Raw genomic sequence first — 13,690 nt, 5'->3', positions numbered from 1 at the left:
AAGAGAAAGACGAAGTCTCGATGTATTTGATTTTCTTGAGCGACTTTTTGCGAGACTTCGAGAGTCGAAGTCCGATATTCTGTGTCCTTTTTTTCTCTGCATGTATGGTAATTATATGATATTTTATTGGATTCTCCATCAAAATGAGCTTTTCAGCTGAAGCCCGAGGTAGTAGTGGTACCGGCCGTCGTCGTCTTTCTCGAACTTTCCGGCCATGGCTTCGCAAAATTTACGTCTTCCCAATGGCTTGGAGTTTGAACCGAACTCCTCAACATGCCATTGCGAGTAGGCTTCATGCAGCGGCTTGGCTTGCTCGCGGTGTTCCTTGCCGATCAGACAGCGGGCGCGGACAAAACTTTCCACGTAATCTTCGTTAAGCCGGTAAGTTTCCAAGGCTTCGCGGGACGACAGCGGCGGGTTGAATTTCTGCCCGTTCTTTTGCCAGGCAAGGCATCCCCGGACGGCCCAGGCCAGGATGGCGCTTTTGACCTCCTCCTGGCGCAACTGGTCCTTGAGGTCTGGGTTGATGGGCCTTTCGTGCGGCTTGGCGGGGTTGTCCTTGAAGGCGTAGGGGAACTTGAAGACGTGAATGCGCCCCCATAGGGCGTCTTCATCAATGCCGATCCGGGCCAAGTGGTTGCTCGCCAAAAAGAGCGTGTGCATGGGCTCGAAGCTGACGGGCTTGGCGAAAAGGCCCCTAGCCACAAGGGTGTCGCCGCCGGATAGCCACTTCAACCGGGCCACATTAAAACTATCCGCCTTGCCCGACTCGGACAGGAAGGCCAGCCGCAGCCCTTGCAGTTCGGCCAGTTCGGGCGTGGGGCCAAGCCCCTTGCCTTTTTTGTCTTCCATAAGCAGCGCGGCGGGGAGCATCCCCGCATAGTTGCCGAAGACGCTTTTGAACGTCTCCAGAAGGAGCGTCTTCCCCGAGTCACTAAATTTGCTGTAGAAGAGGGCAAAGGCTTTCCGCTGGATACCCGTGATGGCGTAGCCGACGAAGTGCTGTAGGTACTCGGCCATGTCGGCGGGAAGCAGACTCGCCATGTAGGCGTTCCAAGCGGGATGCTCATATTGCAGGCCGCGCCATACGGTCTGGCAATACTTGGTGCTCATGTCCCCAAGTTGGCCTTCGCGGTCTTGGCCGGTTCGAAGGTCTATGCGGCAATTGAGGCAGTGCAGCGCCCACGGGTTACGGTCGAAGTCGGCGTTGTCCCTGGCCAGGGAGTCCCGACCTGTGCGCATCAAGGCCGTGATATTGTCCAGGCTGTGCTTGTTGGACAGACGCTTGAGCGCGGAAACGTACTTTTTCCGGGAGGCTTCGGCTTGGCCCCGCGTCTCTTTGGAGTTGTCCGTTCGATAGGCCTCTTGGGCGAGGGCTTCCCTTTGTTGCTCAAGCTGAGGCCGCAAGACCTGTTGCAGCGCCACCTTGATTTGCCCGGCATGGTCCTCGGCAAAGTAGCCGCCGCCCGGAGTCAGTTCGAGGAATACGCCGCGTTGCATGTCGTAGGCGAAGTGCTGCTTCAGGGCCTTCACCCCGAGAGTGGCCAGCCCCACTTCCTCTTCCTCGGACACGGCGCGCCATAGCTCTTTGGGCGTGAAGACTACGGCTTTCGGCTTGGTTGGTGGTTTGGCGTGCTTCGCTTTCCCCGCGTCGGCCCGCGCCGAGGCCCGGCGGGCCGCTTCCTGGGGGTCTTTCTTTGATGGTCCGGCCATTAGCCATGCTCCAGGGCTTGCGAGAATTGCAGGTTTTGCCCCTGCCGTGCGTATTGAGAGGGCGGGGTTTCCTTCCGGTCAGTGGCTATAAAGCCCTGGTGGTGCGTTCCTTGAGGAACTGGACAAGGTCCGCGCGGCGGTAGCAGGCACGGCCGGCGACTTTGAAGAGTGGGGGGCCTTGCTTTAAGGCCGCGAGATTGGCGAGGGTCTGAGGCGTGAGCGGGAAGCCGTACTGTTTCAGTTCGGTGCGGCGCACCAGGGGCGGGCATTCCCGTTCGAAGTCGGCAAGGAAGTCAGTGACGGTGGAGTCGTGTGACATGGGACAACCTCCAATCATCAGGTTGTCCCTGGGAAAACATAGAAGTGCAGGGTTGAAAATTTACTGCGCGCCTATTGCACTTAGTGCTCTGTGAGCGCGGTAAGTAATGTTTTTACGTACTTTGTCTGTTATTCCAGCGTTCTATTAGTTCAAAAAGGTCCGAGTAATTTTTTTCATTGTCGATTAAAGGTGTGCCGGGAAGGTCGAGCTCTGGCGAATGTCGCCATGCTTCACCTTGAGCAAAGTAATTTTTTTGCGAGTAGGAATTTCTCCTGCGAAACTGAAATGTCTCTCCAAAACTCCTATAATATTCAGCGATTTTTAAAAATTTTAGGTAGTTTCCTTTGCGCATGAGGCCAGAAAATGGAAAATTGTATGTTGAAGATTCTGTGTGGTGTTTTATTTCTTCTCTCAGAATATACTCTGCCAGCCATAGGTGAGAGACGGACTTGTATTGATTCCAATGCTTCCATATACTTTTATCGTTTTCAGGGTACTGTTTTTTTATCTTCAGATGTGTCAATCTGCTCCTCCTTGATTTTTTCCTGTGCAAAAAAAATTGCGCTATTTATGCTTGGCTCATGTTTCGTTAAGTTTTTACGGTGTGCTTCATTCATTTCGTGAAGATAAAAAAGAGTAAGCCCAGATATAATACCTCGCCTTGAAAGCTTTGTTATGATTCTATAAAGCTCGTCTATACTTAGTGGCGGTTCATCTAGAAGTGATCTTAAAGTTTCTATATCCATTATGATGTTGTTGATGTTTGTTGCTTTCGTGAGCATCTCAAGGGTCATGAGGGTGGCAGCCTTTCTTCTTAATGAGACTTGGTCTATTTTTGGAAATGACGCAGTTGATATGAGGCAGCTTTTGGCCATTATATGCGCTATGTGATTGCCATTTTCTGAGGAAAATTTATTCAATAGTGTGGGTATCTGCGGGAATACAAAGCTGATTCCTTTGAATGAAAGAGAAAAAGTGTCTTTTAGTATGGTTTCAAAGTTTACCTCAATATCCATTCAAGCCTCCTGTCGCTTGCTCCTGTAATGATCCCCCGGCCAAGCCGTCCAGGAAAACGGCTTTTCGACCCGGTTCGCGAGGCCGGGTCTAGGCCGGGGAACAGTCGGGCGATGTCTGGTTAAAGGCCTCTTTAATGTATTCGGATTTGATTAAAGTTTTTGGCCGATTTCTTTAATCTGCATAGCGTCCTCGGATTCGTCCTCGCCCGTGACGATGTCCAGGATTCTCGCAGCTTCATAGGTTTTGGCCGTTCCTTCGGCAGCCACTTGGCGCAACGCGCCGATGGCCTCCAGTTTGGCAACGGCCGCCTTAGCCGAGGGATAGGACGTGCTCAGGACCTCGGCGGCTACAGGGATGGTCAGGATCGGGCGTTCAAAGAGGGCATCGGCCAGACGAAGGACCAGGGCCGAGGCTCTCTTCCTTTGCAGGGCGTCCCGCCAGTCGGCTTGCAGGTCCTGCAACCGCTTGGCTCGGGCAACGGCGTCCCGAGCCTGGGCGGCTACACCTTGCAGGAAAAAGGAGGTCCAGGCCCGCCAATCGCCATGGGTGCTGACAGCCATGAGTAGCCGGTAATAGTCTTCCCGACGGCGCTCGAAGTAGACGCTCAGATACAAAAGCGGATGTGGCAGGAGCCCCCACGAGACCATAAGCAGGGGCACGAGCAACCGGCCCACGCGCCCGTTGCCGTCAATAAACGGGTGGATGGCCTCGAACTGGTAGTGAATGCAGGCCAGCCGCACCAGGGGCGGATAAGCGCTTCCTTCGTGAAGGTATTTTTCAAGGGCGTCCAGGGCTTCGGCCATCTCGGGAACGGGCGGCGGCACATAACTCGCTTGGGCAAGCAGACAGCCGGGCGGGCCTATCCAGTTTTGCGAGCGGCGAAACTCGCCGGGCGTGGCCGTGTCCCCGCGCACGCCGTCCATGAGTCTGGCGTGGACCTCGCGGATAAGCCGCTGACTGAGTGGCAAGGTCTCCAAGCGTTCCAGGCCATATTCCATGGCCTGGACATAGTTGAACACCTCCCGCACGTCAGACGCCTGTTTGCGCGGGCGCACGCCCGGCAACAGAAGTTGTCCGGCCTCATACCCGTAGAGGTCGGCCAGGTCGGCTTGCGTGCCCTCGATACGGGAAGACAGGACGGCTTCCTGGCGCATGAACGGGCGGACAAGCAAGGACGGATTGGCGATTGCCCGGCCAAGCCCTGCCAGTTCACCCAAAGCCCGATCCGCATCGGAAAGGGTCAAAATCAAATCCGGATCCAAGGTAAGCGCCGGCGGCAATGGGGCGGGGACGAAAGCGTGATAGGCGACTTCGCCTTGACCGACGCGGATGACCCGGCCGGCGGCTTGTTCCGTGAATGCCTCGGGCTTCATGAGGTCTTCCGCCTTTTGGGCGCATCACCCATGGTCAGCACCTGGGGTTCTTCGCTCTTGGCCGCAATGCCGGCCTCAAGCCCTTTGACGGCCCGGCGCAGGCTGTCCGGGGAAAGGTGGCTGTAACGTTCCGTCATGGACAGGGTGCGGTGTCCCATAAGCTCCTTGACGCTGTAGAGGTCCGTTCCCTGTTCGACCAGCCAAGACGCGAAGGTGTGGCGCAAGGAATGGAAGACCACTTTTTGGCGGGAATCCGTGATGCCCTCGTTGAAGCCGAGGTCCTTGACCGCGCGTTCGAAGGCGTTGGAGACGTAGGAGCGGCGAACGCCTCCCCGGCCGGGAAAGACCGGGTCCCCTGGTCCGCCCTTGACCCTGGCCGCGAGCATTCCCCGGACTTGACCCGTCATGTAGGCGATGCGGGTCCGGCCGTTTTTGGTATCCCGAAGGGTGAGCGTTTCGCGGTCGAAGTCCACGTCCGACCATGTGAGGTTGAAGATTTCCCCGGCTCGAAGGCCGCAGTGCAGCGAGACCAGAGAAATGGCGTGTAGCTCGTGACTCCGCTTGGCCACGTGCTCTAGCAGTTTGTCCGCTTCTTCATGGGTCAGGAATCGAAGACGTCGGTTGTCGGTCTTTGGAGCCTTGACCTTGCAGGTGGGGGAGACGCAATCGGTCATGTCGTGGTCACGGGCGAAGTTGAAGACTTGGCGCACGACGCAAAGGGCATAATGCGCGCTTCTGGCCGATAGGCCGGCGGCGGCAATGTTTTTCCTGATCCGCTCCAGATGGAACGGGGAAATGTCTTTCAGGGGCACGTCGCCAATGACCGGCCCGAGCCACTTCCGAAAAAGGCCCTGTTCGGTCTGGACGGTGTTCGGCTTTTTGTTCTGCCGGGCGTGTTCCAGGTAGACGCCTTCGAAGATGAAACCGAAGGTGACGGCTTCGGCTTCCTGAACAGCCTTTTCCCGGGCCTCGGCTTCCTCCCGGGCCTTTTCGATGTCCCGCTTGGCTTGAAGTGTCTTCGGCCCCTCGCCGGTCACATGGGCCTTTTTGAGGCCGGCCAGGACCACGGCGGCTTTTTGAGCGGTCCAACCCTCGGAGCCCCAGCCTAGGCCTTCCTCGCGGCGTTTCCCGTCCGCCTGGTAGCGAATGGCGAAATACCGATCCGGCTTGATACCGTGCTTGCGTTCAGGGTGTTCCCGATAGCGCACGCCCGGGAAACTGGTTTTGGTCCATTGCATGATTGTGCTCGCCCCTGGGCTTGTAATTTATCCTATGAATTTGGATCGGCCCCCGTTTTGGCCCTATTTCCCAGTGTGCTCGACCAGATTAAGAAACAATTTCAACGCGGTCCCCACTCCGCGATTCCTGCCCGGGGGGGCGGTCCCTGATTTGGTGTTCGACAATCAGGGGGTCGATTTCTCTCTCATTCTGTCCCCACTCTGTCCCCACTTTTTATGTGAAAGGGGGGTATTTCGAGGGAAAGACCGGTAAGAGTGGATCGCCCAAGAAGGCAGTGATGTCAACATGTTTGGGATGATTTGGGAAACTGCGGGAAAGGCGCTTGAACTGAATGGGGTTCAGGGGGTCGGAGGTTCAAATCCTCTCATCCCGACCAGTTATTTCAAGGGCTTGCGGTGAACAACCGTAGGCCCTTTTTCTGTTGGATAACCGGGGGGATAACCTCTTGGCCTGGGATTGCTGGGGAATGGTTATCCGGGACGACCCATTACCCTGCGGTCAGGGGGCGCCCTAGGTGCGGTGACCTCACTGCTCCCTCCCGATGTCGCCGCCCCGCGCGGAAGCGTGGTAGCGTGGAAGTCTCGGATATCGTATAAAACCGCCGGAGGAGGTGCGGCCGGCCTCTTCTTTTCGTTCCTCGAAGCCGCCCATCGATCTCAAAATCAGGCACTCTGCCGGGGAAATGGACTCACTGATGGCAAAATCACATCCGTCCCTGCTTCGTCCACTGGCCTTGTTGCTCATCATGGGGGGACCGGCCCTCTTGCTCGCCGCCTGCGCCAAGCCGAACGTGACCGCCGTGGCCCATGCCTCGCCCGCGGCTGTCCTGACTCCCGCCGACAAGGCGGGAATTCGCGATGGCCGCGCCCGTTTTCGCGAAATAATGACCGCTGTGATCGCTGACCATGGGGCGGGGCTGCCCGGCAACCGTCCCGCTGACGGTGACAGCGTCCTATGGCGCTTGGCGGGAGAGCCCGCGTCATCCGGCCTGCCTGTGCCGATGTCCCCCTCCAAGGCTGGCCTCCGGTTAGTGCTCGTGCCCGGGTTGCTTGCCCAATGCGTTGCCCAAAGTTCGCTCCTTTTTGAGGACGCCCGGGCAAATGTCGAACGCCAGGGCTATGCCACCAGTTTGGTCAACACCGGTGGCCGGCTGAGCTGCGCGCATAATGCCGTCATTATACGCGATGCCGTCGCTTCGTTGCCCATGGAAGACAAGCTCGTCTTCGTGACCCACTCCAAAGGGGCCGTGGATGTCCTGGAGGCCCTGGTCGACTACCCGGAACTGGTCCCACGCACGGCGGCCGTGGTCAGCGTGGCCGGGGCGATAAACGGCTCTCCCCTGGCCGATACCTTCAGTGATGACCTGATCCGCTTCGTCGAATCCATGCCCCTGTCCTCATGCCCGCCCGGCAACGATACGGAGGCCATCGACAGTTTGCGCCGACCGGGGCGGTTACGGTTTTTAGCCGAACATCCCATGCAATCTGGCATCCGGTTCTATTCCTTGGCCGCCTTCGCAACGCGCGAAGAAATGTCCATGGTCCTCAAACCGTTTTACGACATCCTCGCCAAGACCGATCCCCTCAACGACGGTCTGGTCATCGCGTCCGACGCGATTTACCCGGGCGCCACCCTGCTCGGATACCCCAATGCCGACCACCTGGCCGTGGCCATGCCTTTTACGAAAACGGGGCTGCTGCGCGCGCTCAACACCAAGAACGCCTATCCTCGGGCCGCGTTGCTGGAAGCCATTGCCCGGTATGTCGAAGAAGACCTCGCCAAGAAATAAGGCAGAGGCCGGGTGGGTCCGTGGCCGCGGAACCCTCAAGGAAGTTCCGCGACAGACGTAGTCTGCATATTCTCCGACTTCGTCAGACTCGGCAGCTTGGCGATGGTGCGCCGTTTCTCGCCGCCGAGCAGGTGGTAATACTGGTCGACGGTCATTTTGACGCTGGCGTGGCCCATGGGCTTGCTCACGGCCGCGACGTCGCCGCCTTCGCACAGATGGTCGGCAACAACTCAAACCCAGGAGCCACCCTCAAGAATGAACTGGTCCGAAGAAAACCGGCAGGTCAGTGGCGCCTTGTCCAGGTGCCGCGGCATGTTCTTCGTGACAGCGCTCTGCAACGACCACACGCCGTAACCCCTCTTTTTCCCGATCAGGCCGGCCAAGCCAGCCAGCCAGCTCACTTCGCCCGCAACGCTCCCAAGGCGATCGACACCCATCCGATCATCCAGATGGCACCGCCGATGGGCGTGACGATGCCGAGGAACTTGGTGTTCGTGAGGCTCAATTGGTAGATGCTCCCGGAAAACAAAAAGGTTCCGATGATGAAGCACCAGCCGCCGACGGCCATGTATGCACCGCCCCACCTGGCGGATGCGAGCCCCACCCCGAGCAGGGCCAGGGCGTGATACATCTGGTAGCGCACGCCGATCTCGAACACGGCCAGCATGTCCGGGGCCAGTCGGTGCTTCAAGGCATGGGAGCCGAGCGCCCCCGCGATCACGGCCATGCACGCCGAGAGCGCGCCGAGGGCAAAAAAAAGCCTGTCCACGATAATCCTCCGATTGTTTGGGCGCATCACGAAGCGACAGGGGCGAACGCCTGTCCCGCACCGACCGGACCGGCGCTGCGTGCATCACCAGCTGGCCGTGGCCTCAGGATGCGCCTTTGAAACCGCCCCTCACAACTGCCAACGGGATCAACATCCTTCTCGTGCTCCATGGCGGCCACCTCGTGCAGGGAGGGCAGGTGGATCCACCCGGCCCGGATGGGCAGCCCGTTTGCCGCGATGTGGTGCAGCACTCCGCACATCAGGTGGTTGCACATGAGCGTGCCTGGCGCGTCGGAGATGTCCGCCGGGAAACCGGCCCTGCGCATGGCCAGCACCATGGCCCGCAGGGGCGCGTGGAATAAGGGCCAAAGCCCGTCACGAGGACTGTGTTCATGTCATGGCTCCCAGTGAAACAGGGACGGGTTTGAGATAACGTGACGTTAACCCTCCCCCTAAAATAGGGCCAACAAATAATTCAGTAACTGAAGGGCCCATTTGAAAGAAGTCCGGGCAGGTCATCCGGTCTGGCCCGGGCTGCTTGTCTCGCTGGGGACCTTCTTCCCTTTTTCCTCCTCGGGGAAAAGGGGGCGCTTCGGAGGCGGTTTCGGTGGGGCATGTGTGTCAGAGTCTGTTCCTGGCTCCGGACCGGGGTTGGCGATTGCGAAACGGGTCGTTGAAAATCATGGCGGTGTTCTGTCGCCTTGCCCTGCGTCAGTTCTTCAAATCGAACTTGACCGGCAGCATGACCCAGGTCGCCACCTCGCGCCCTTTGTAGCGGGCCGGGTGAAAACGCCATTGTCCAAGAGCCGCGATGACGGCGTGCTCGAAGACCTGCGGCGGTTTTGCGGAAACGATGCTGATACTTCGTACGCCGCCATCGGCTGTGACCAGGAGCCGCGCGACGACCCGGCCTTCGATGCCGCGACGGCGCGCATCGGCAGGGTAATCGGGCGTGACTTGGCGGAGGATTCTCGGTTTTGCATCCACCGCCGCCAGGCTCATGCCGCCTTCCTCACCCGCGCCCCGTCCGGCGCCGACAGCCGGTCCTTCCCCGCCGCCGCTGCCTCCGCCTTTCCCGCCGCCCTGGCCGGACGCGCCTCCGGTCATACCCGGGCCGGTTCCCTCCGGCCCCGCTTGGGGCGCGTCGTGCGAACCGGAACCCGCCGGCCTTTGTCCTGATACGGATGCGGGGGCCTGCGTAGCCTCGGGCGCGCGGCGACGCCGGCTTTTCGGTGGACGGCGCGGTTTCGGCTTGGTTTTTTCCGTGGATGCGGCGGATGCCGCCAGGACAGGCAGCGCCTTTTTCTGGTCGCGCGCCGGGGGCTCTTGCTTGGGGGGGGCGGAGGCGGTTTGCCCGGCCGGGCGCATCACGCTTTCGGTCGCTTCCGCTTCCGGGCCGGGAAGCGGACCGGCATCCCCCGGTCCCAATCCGGCAAGGTCCACAGCCAGGACAGACCCGCCACCGCCACCGCCCTTGCCACCCCCGCCGCCTCCCGGGTGGGCTACAAGAAAGCGGTGGCAGGCGAGAAGGCCGAGGATGAGGACCGCATGGAACGCCAGGGACAAGAGCCATCCCTGTGATGCATGGCGGCGGGACGTCGTGGTTTGCCGCCTCTCGGGCATGACATGCGGGACGCCTGGCATGCGCGCTATGCCTCGGCCCGGGAACCGGCCTTTCTTTTGGGGGAGCAGGCCACGGCGACCAGGAAGATCAGGCTGGACACGAGGACGATGGACGCGCCGGCCGGCACGTCGAGTTTCCAGGCGATGAACAGGCCGCCCTCGCAGGAGACGACCCCGAACAGCGCCGCCAAAAAGAAAAGGCGTCCCAGGCGGTAGGTGAGCTGGTAGGCCGCCGCCGCCGGATTGATGAGCAGGCTGTAAACGAGAAGCCCGCCGATGCTCGGCAGGCAGGCCGTGACGGTCAGGCCCGTGAAAAAGAGGATGCCGTAGAAAATGGCCGTGGCCGGCAGGCCGCAGGCCCGGGCTATCCAGCGATGGCAGGCGACGGCTTGGATCTCCTTGAAGAAGGCGACGATGAGCAGGGTCGCTGTCACGGCCACCCCGCCGAGGAGCCAAAGGTCGCGCGGGCTGACCGTCAGGATATTGCCCCAAAAGAGGTTGAGGCCGGCCGTCTTGGGACCAGGGAGCAGGCCCAGGCAGAAAATGGCCAGGCCGAGCATGGCCGAGAACACGACGCCCACGGCGGTATCCGGGGAAAGCTCACCCCGGTCGGCCACAGGGCCGATGATCGCGGCCGCCGCCAGGCTGGCTACCAACGCGCCCGTGAGCGGGTCCAAGCCGAAAAGCAGCCCCATGAGCCCGCCGGCAAAGGCGGCGTGGGCCAGACAGACGCCGATGAACGTCAGGCGCATGAGCACGGCGAAGACGCCGGCCACGGCGCAGGCCACGCCGGCGAACAACCCGGCCAGAACGGCATGGCGCATGAACGCCGCATCCAAAAAAGTTTCCATGGCGAATCCTCAAAAAAGCACCACGCGCCGGCCCGCGTGGGACACCACGGCCACCTCGGCCCGGTAGAGTCGGCCGAGCCGGTCGGCGTCGAGGGCTTCCCGGGCCGGACCGCGCCAGAGGGGACGGCCGGATTCCAGGCACAGCACCTCGTCGCACAGGCTCTCCAGACTGTTGAGGTCGTGGGTGGCCAGCAGCACGGTCAGTCCGAGCCGGTCGCGCAGCCCGGCGATGCAGCCGAGGATGTCGCGCTGGGCGCGCCAGTCCAGCGCCGACGTGGGCTCGTCAAGCAGCAGGACCTGCGGCTCCTGGGCCAATGCCCTGGCAATGGCCGCGCGTTGTTGTTCGCCCCCGGAAAGCTGCCCCAGGGGACGGCCGGCCAAGTGGCCGATGCCCACAAGCTCCAGCATTTGCGATGCCCGGCGGGCGAGTTCCCGGCCCGGCGTCCTGAACCAGCCGCGCTTGGCATAGCCGCCGGACATGACGGATTCCTGGACGCTTATGGGCAGACGCGGGTCCGCATCCCGGGCCTGCATGACCAGGGCGATATCCCTTCTTGCCTTGCTTGCGCCGGGGCCGGTCAACCTGTTCCCGAAGAGCCGCACCGCGCCGGATGTCAGGCGCAACATCCCGCAGATGGCGGTAAGCAGCGTGCTTTTGCCGGCCCCGTTCGGGCCGATGAGGCCGAGCACCCCGCCTTTGGCCACATCCAGGGCCTCGATGCGCAAGACGACGCGACCGCGCCTTTTGACCACGACGTCGCGCAGGGAAAGGGCGGCATCATTTTCCATGACGCTTGAGCGCGGCAAGGCAGCGGTCCGTGTTGGCGGCCACGGCTGCGGCCCAGGTCGGGGTGTCGGGGAATCCTCCCGGGAAGTTGCTCAGCACGACAAATGCCGCGCCCAGGTCCCCGGCGAACGTCTTGCCCGAACCTCCCGAGCTTTGCAGGTTGTCGACCACGAGCCGGACGTTCGCGTTCCTGGCCTTGGCCACGGCCTGGGCCAGCTGTTGCGGGCCGCTTTCCTCGAATCGGCCGTATTGGGCGGCCACATCGCAATCCAGCCATTGGAGAAAAGGCGCCTGCTGGCAGTCGGCCATCACCGGCATTCCCGCCAGCGGCTTGGCTTTGGCCGAGAGCGCGGCCGCGATCCTGTCCACCTCGGCCACCCGCGTCTTGGCCCGTTTCTCGTAGAGGGCGGCATGCGGCGGATCAATCGCGGCCAGTATCCCGGCCACGGCCAGGGTAGCGGCTTTTTGGCGGTCGGGCACCATCCAGTTGCCGGGGGCCGCGACCACACGCACTTTGGGGATGAGGGCCGGGTCGTTTCGGATCGGCCCCATGACGCTGTCAAAGTGGGTTTGCCAGTCGTGGAGGATGATGGCCTTGGCGTTTGCGAGCGTGCGCATATCCGAGGCGCGCAGGTCGGTGTGCCCCGGACAGGAAGCGGCGGGCACGATGGGGGCGGCGGTGAGGAATCCCCGGCCCAGGTCGCCGACGATGTCCGCCACCAGCGTGGTGCCGGCGGCGATGACGATGGGCGTTGCTTGCGTTTGCGCCAGAGCCGAAGCCGTGAGCGGGGCTAAGCAGAGGCAGGCGAACGCGAGACAGCGCAAGGCGTGCGAAAGCCGTGTCATGCCCGGCCTCCCGGTGTGCCGGCCGGCTTGCGGCAGACGGCGTGGTAATGGCCGGGGGCGTCGATGATGGCGGGATCGGGCAGGCCGGCGAGCAGGAAAAGTTGCCGCATGTCCGTTTCCTCCGGCAGGGCGTCGCCGGCCACGGCGCTGTGCGTGCCGTGGTGGGCCAACAACTCGGCGCGGCTCAGCAAATGGCTGATGATGACCGTCGCTCCCGGCTTGGCCACCCGGGCCATTTCCGACAGGGCCCGGCCCTTGTCCTCGAAATGGGGGAATGCGGCGAAGCAAACCACGGCGTCGAAGCTCTCGTCGCGAAAGGGCAGGCGCATGGCCGTGGCCAAAACCGGCGGCGGATCGGCCGGTCCGAGCTTGGACCGGACCTGCCGCAGCATCTCCAGGGAGAGGTCGAAGGGAAAGACCCTGCCGGAGGGGCCAAGGGCCTTGCGGAGATAGGGCACCAGCGTTCCCGGGCCGGTGCCCATGTCGAGAACCGTTGCTCCGGGCGGCAGGTGGAAGGACGCGACCAGGGAGGGCAGCCTTTCCCGCACCGGCGGCGGATAGCAGTTGGCTTCCCAGTTCACGGCCCGGGCATTGAAGAAGGCGGCCCGGGGATCAGGCTCGTTTTGCGTTCGCATGGTGTTCTCTCCTCGTTTGCGCCCGCTCAGACGGCGAAGCGCAACAACGCGTAGAAGCCGTCGGGGTCCAGGCGGCGGCGGACCACCTTGGAAAATCCCGCTTCCCGGGCCAGCCGCTCCACGACATCGATCGAATCGTGCCGCCCGTGGCGACTCCAATGCGCGACAAGGACGCGCCGTTCCTCGGGCGTCAGTTCGGTCCAGCCGGCTTCGATCACCCTGTTGTAGCGCGCCAGAAAGGCCTCGGCGCTTTCGCCGTCGCCGGGCATGGGATCGTGGGTGAGGAGCTCCCCGCCTGGGCGCAGGGCGTTTTTGGCCATGGCAAAAAGCCGGGCTTTCTCCTCCCGGGGGAAGTGGTGCAGCAAAAGCCCCATCCAGATGACGTCCACGGCCTCGCGCAAGCCGGCCAGGATCTCCCGGCCGTCGGCGGCGACGAGGTCCGCGGCGGCCGGGCTGTCGGCGAGGTTTTTCCACGCGGCGGCAAGGCAATCCGTGTCCGTGTCCACGCCCGTGTAGGCGGTCACGTCGCCGGCGGACAGGACGCGGACCATGTCGCGGGCATCGTTGCAACCGAGGTCGAGCAGGCGCAGCCCGTCGCCGTTTTGCCCCCGCCCGGCCAGAAATCCTTCCAGCCAGGCGTAGGCCGCCACATGGCACATGCGGTCATGCGCCCGGAGCTTGGTAAAGACCTCGCGGCGGTCGAAGGCTGTGGAAACGGCTCCTTCCATA

16 protein-coding genes are annotated in these 13,690 nt (G+C 61.8%); 2 read left to right on the top strand and 14 right to left on the bottom strand.

The window, feature by feature from the left end:
• Positions 1-138 precede the first annotated feature (138 nt).
• From DESFRDRAFT_RS11295 to DESFRDRAFT_RS11280, 5 genes are all read right to left on the bottom strand, one after another.
• A complete protein-coding gene (locus tag DESFRDRAFT_RS11295) occupies positions 139-1,572 on the bottom strand; it encodes a DNA primase family protein (protein WP_233489603.1) in 1,434 nt (477 codons plus the stop codon).
• Positions 1,573-1,798: 226 nt separating this feature from the next.
• On the bottom strand, positions 1,799-2,032 hold the full coding sequence (locus tag DESFRDRAFT_RS11290; RefSeq protein WP_005993997.1) for a hypothetical protein: 234 nt from the start codon (positions 2,030-2,032) through the stop codon (positions 1,799-1,801).
• A gap of 488 nt (positions 2,033-2,520) precedes the next feature.
• The gene (locus DESFRDRAFT_RS22185; RefSeq protein WP_144005017.1) at positions 2,521-3,048 is read right to left on the bottom strand and encodes a hypothetical protein; all 528 of its coding nucleotides are present in this window, start codon (positions 3,046-3,048) and stop codon (positions 2,521-2,523) included.
• Between the two features lie 150 nt (positions 3,049-3,198).
• A complete protein-coding gene (locus DESFRDRAFT_RS11285; protein WP_005993995.1) occupies positions 3,199-4,422 on the bottom strand; it encodes a Fic family protein in 1,224 nt (407 codons plus the stop codon).
• Positions 4,419-5,660, bottom strand: a complete 1,242-nt coding sequence (locus DESFRDRAFT_RS11280) for a tyrosine-type recombinase/integrase (protein WP_005993994.1) — start codon at positions 5,658-5,660, stop codon at positions 4,419-4,421. The genes DESFRDRAFT_RS11285 and DESFRDRAFT_RS11280 overlap by 4 nt, the downstream gene beginning before the upstream one ends.
• A gap of 695 nt (positions 5,661-6,355) precedes the next feature.
• On the opposite strand from DESFRDRAFT_RS11280, the gene DESFRDRAFT_RS11275 reads away from it, so the two are divergent.
• Positions 6,356-7,450 (top strand): lipase family protein, encoded by a 1,095-nt coding sequence (locus DESFRDRAFT_RS11275; protein WP_005993991.1) that lies wholly within the window; start codon positions 6,356-6,358, stop codon positions 7,448-7,450.
• 35 nt (positions 7,451-7,485) lie between these two features.
• Here DESFRDRAFT_RS11275 and DESFRDRAFT_RS21320 read toward each other — a convergent pair whose 3' ends face one another.
• The 4 genes from DESFRDRAFT_RS21320 to DESFRDRAFT_RS22540 all read right to left on the bottom strand — a co-directional run bounded on the left by DESFRDRAFT_RS21320 (position 7,486) and on the right by DESFRDRAFT_RS22540 (position 9,221).
• Positions 7,486-7,638 (bottom strand): hypothetical protein, encoded by a 153-nt coding sequence (locus tag DESFRDRAFT_RS21320; RefSeq protein ID WP_336884666.1) that lies wholly within the window; start codon positions 7,636-7,638, stop codon positions 7,486-7,488.
• Between the two features lie 209 nt (positions 7,639-7,847).
• Complete coding sequence (locus DESFRDRAFT_RS11270) at positions 7,848-8,219, bottom strand: DUF423 domain-containing protein (protein ID WP_005993986.1); 372 nt, start codon at positions 8,217-8,219, stop codon at positions 7,848-7,850.
• A gap of 26 nt (positions 8,220-8,245) precedes the next feature.
• Entirely contained in the window at positions 8,246-8,566 is a 321-nt protein-coding gene (locus tag DESFRDRAFT_RS11265) for a pyroglutamyl-peptidase I family protein (RefSeq protein ID WP_272913127.1), read from the bottom strand.
• Between the two features lie 364 nt (positions 8,567-8,930).
• Positions 8,931-9,221, bottom strand: coding sequence for an energy transducer TonB (locus tag DESFRDRAFT_RS22540; RefSeq protein ID WP_005993984.1), 291 nt, complete (start codon positions 9,219-9,221; stop codon positions 8,931-8,933).
• Between the two features lie 348 nt (positions 9,222-9,569).
• On the opposite strand from DESFRDRAFT_RS22540, the gene DESFRDRAFT_RS22535 reads away from it, so the two are divergent.
• Positions 9,570-9,800, top strand: a complete 231-nt coding sequence (locus tag DESFRDRAFT_RS22535) for a hypothetical protein (protein ID WP_005993982.1) — start codon at positions 9,570-9,572, stop codon at positions 9,798-9,800.
• 68 nt (positions 9,801-9,868) lie between these two features.
• Here DESFRDRAFT_RS22535 and DESFRDRAFT_RS11255 read toward each other — a convergent pair whose 3' ends face one another.
• The 5 genes from DESFRDRAFT_RS11255 to DESFRDRAFT_RS11235 are packed head-to-tail and all read right to left on the bottom strand — an operon-like array spanning position 9,869 to position 13,689.
• Positions 9,869-10,693, bottom strand: coding sequence for a metal ABC transporter permease (locus DESFRDRAFT_RS11255; protein ID WP_005993980.1), 825 nt, complete (start codon positions 10,691-10,693; stop codon positions 9,869-9,871).
• Positions 10,694-10,702: 9 nt separating this feature from the next.
• A complete protein-coding gene (locus DESFRDRAFT_RS11250; protein WP_144005016.1) occupies positions 10,703-11,500 on the bottom strand; it encodes a metal ABC transporter ATP-binding protein in 798 nt (265 codons plus the stop codon).
• Positions 11,472-12,326 (bottom strand): metal ABC transporter substrate-binding protein, encoded by an 855-nt coding sequence (locus tag DESFRDRAFT_RS11245; RefSeq protein ID WP_005993977.1) that lies wholly within the window; start codon positions 12,324-12,326, stop codon positions 11,472-11,474. Before DESFRDRAFT_RS11245 ends, DESFRDRAFT_RS11250 begins: the two co-directional genes overlap by 29 nt.
• The gene (locus DESFRDRAFT_RS11240) at positions 12,323-12,961 is read right to left on the bottom strand and encodes a class I SAM-dependent methyltransferase (protein WP_005993976.1); all 639 of its coding nucleotides are present in this window, start codon (positions 12,959-12,961) and stop codon (positions 12,323-12,325) included. The genes DESFRDRAFT_RS11245 and DESFRDRAFT_RS11240 overlap by 4 nt, the downstream gene beginning before the upstream one ends.
• A gap of 26 nt (positions 12,962-12,987) precedes the next feature.
• Complete coding sequence (locus DESFRDRAFT_RS11235) at positions 12,988-13,689, bottom strand: class I SAM-dependent methyltransferase (protein WP_005993975.1); 702 nt, start codon at positions 13,687-13,689, stop codon at positions 12,988-12,990.
• Position 13,690 lies beyond the last annotated feature (1 nt).

Origin of the sequence: Solidesulfovibrio fructosivorans JJ] (genome assembly GCF_000179555.1) — a bacterium.
GTDB classification, from domain to species: domain Bacteria; phylum Desulfobacterota; class Desulfovibrionia; order Desulfovibrionales; family Desulfovibrionaceae; genus Solidesulfovibrio; species Solidesulfovibrio fructosivorans.
Note: the sequence above shows the minus strand (reverse complement) of the source record. Positions and strands in the feature narration are given on the sequence as shown.